This window comes from Luteibacter sp. P4_E6 (assembly GCF_056401535.1).
Window position 1 is genome coordinate 1 of the sequence record NZ_JBFUJE010000555.1, and the last position, 2417, is coordinate 2417.

A 2417-nucleotide genomic window follows, 5' to 3' on the forward strand; every position below is an offset into this window, starting at 1 on the left:
GGAAGTGAGAGCACCTCCACCATGCCCCGGCTTGTGATTTCGAGGTACGACTCGGGCAACTGTTCGGGCTATTGGTGGAGGGAGTGCGGCAGCCCCAGCTCCCACACGTGCTCGCAGCACCGCCGCTAGCGGGCTTGCCGCACTCCGCTCTCACCCCGAAGCCTACGCCGACGCAAAGACACAAGCCGCTTCAGCGGCGAAGGATGCTCGCGGCCGTCGCCCTACCCCGCCCCACGCCCACCACACTGCGGTCCCCGCGCGATCGCCTTCCGGATCTCCTCCAGCGACGCCGGGTCGTCCAGCGTGGAAAGATCCCCTGGATCCCGCCCCTCCATCAGCGCCTGGATGGCCCGCCGCAGCAGCTTCCCTGAGCGGGTTTTTGGCAGCGCACCCACCACATAGACGCAGCCGGGGCGCGCCACCGCACCGAGCAGCTCGACCACCCGTCGTTCCATCGCCTGTGCCACGTCGCGCGGGTCGTCGGTCACGCCCTGCTTCAGCGTCGCAAAGACGGCGGGCAACTGGCCCTTGAGTTCGTCGCCGATGCCGACCACCGCGACTTCCGCCACGGCGCCCAGCGTGGCCACCGACTCCTCGATCTCACGCGTGCCGAGCCGATGACCCGCTACGTTGATGACATCGTCGGTGCGACCAAGAATGAACAGGTAGCCGTCCGCATCCTGCACCGCCCAATCCAGCGAGCTGTAAAGCAACTCCTTGAAGTGCCCGAAATAACTCCGCACATAGCGGTCGTCGTCGCGCCAGATGGTGCTCAGGCAGCCGGGCGGCAGTGGCGGCTCGATCACCAGCACGCCCTTCTCGCCCCGCGCCTTCTCATCCCCCGTCGCCTCATCGATCACGCGCATGCGAAAGCCGAACGTCGGGAATCCGGGCGAACCCGGCCTGACCGGCTTGAGGTCCAGGCCCGGCATGAGCGATACCGCCGGCCAGCCGGTTTCGGTCTGCCAGTAGTTGTCGACGACGAGTTTGCCGGTACCCGCCGACAGCCACTCGTAGGTCGTGTGATCCAACGGTTCGCCGGCACAAAAGATGTATTTCAGCGCCGAGAGATCGTACTTCGACAGCCACGACGCGTCCTGCTTCTTCAGCACGCGGATCGCCGTGGGCGACGAGAACATGTTCCTCACCCGGTACTTCTCGCAAAGGCGCCACCAGACACCCGGATCCGGTGCCGTCGGCAGGCCTTCGTAGAGAATCGCGGTACAGCCGCCGATCAGCGGGCCGTATACGTTGTAGGAGTGACCCACGGCCCAACCGACATCGGAGGTGCACAGAATGGTCTGGCCCGGATGCAGGTCGAAGATCGTCGTCATCGACAGGGCCAGTGCCACCGCATAGCCACCCACGTCGCGCTGCACACCCTTCGGCTTGCCGGTCGTGCCCGAGGTGTAGAGCAGGTAGCTGGGCTCGTTGGATTCCAGCCATGTGACCGGAACCATCGCGCCCTCGTGCTTGCGGCGCGCCTTCGCGTAATCGACATCGCGGCCATCGATGCGTTCCATGGCCGGATCGAGCTCGCGATTGACGATCAACACATGCTTCGGCGGCGCTTTCGTTTCGCGTAGCGCGGCGTCGATGAGCGGCTTGTACGGAATGACCTTGCCTCCGCGCATACCCGCGTCGGCGCAGATCAGCAGCACAGGCTCGGCGTCATCGATGCGCAAGGCGAGGTTGTGTGCGGCGAAGCCACCGAACACCACCGAATGAATGGCACCGATGCGCGCACACGCAAGCATCGCGAACACGGCCTCGGCGATATTCGGCATGTAGATGACGACACGATCGCCCTTGCCCACGCCGAGTTCGATGAGTACGGCAGCGAACGAATTCACCTCACGGTGGAGTTCGCGATAGGTGATTTCGCGCGTCGTGTCGGTTTCGGTGGAGACCGCCACGAGGGCCAGCTGGTCGCCACGCTCATCGAGATGGCGATCGATCGCGTTGTGGCAAAGATTGGTCGTGCCTCCGACGAACCACCGACGAAACGGCGGCCGCGACTCGTCCAGAATGCGTTGCGGCGGCGTCTCCCAGTGGATCAGCCGCGCCTGCTCGGCCCAGAACAGCTCAGGCTCGTCGACCGAGCGCCGCCAGAGTTCGTCGTAGGTCATGCCGCGTCCCTTATTTACCTTGCCCCGGCCTTGCCACGCCATACATCTCCCACGCGATTTTCTTCAGCAGCGCGTTGCGGTCGTCGCCTTCCACATAAAGGTCGAAATGCGTCTTGCCCGGAAGGAAACGGATATCGCTCTTCGCATGGAGCCCGTCGAGCGTGTCTTTGAGAAGTTTCGCAGAACCATCGAGATAGAACGTGTCCGCCGTACCGACGATCAGGTGAATCTTGCCGTCGAGGTCCGGCTTCAGCTCGGGCCAGTGCGTGCGCAGGCGCTGTGCAATGT

The 2417-nt window shown here is 64.3% G+C and carries 1 protein-coding gene and 1 pseudogene; both read right to left on the reverse strand.

Features of this window, described 5'->3' with window-relative positions; translation table 11 throughout:
- Positions 1–221 precede the first annotated feature (221 nt).
- On the reverse strand, positions 222–2129 hold the full coding sequence (gene prpE / locus AC1DT2_RS20685) for a propionate--CoA ligase (protein WP_477298418.1): 1908 nt from the start codon (positions 2127–2129) through the stop codon (positions 222–224).
- Between the two features lie 10 nt (positions 2130–2139).
- Positions 2140–2417, reverse strand: a pseudogene (locus tag AC1DT2_RS20690) (enterochelin esterase); the annotation flags it as partial.

Excerpts from the sequence above, each read along its gene's own strand:
- prpE (WP_477298418.1), bottom strand. The coding sequence starts at position 2,129 with ATGACCTACGACGAACTCTGGCGGCGCTCGGTCGACGAGCCTGAGCTG.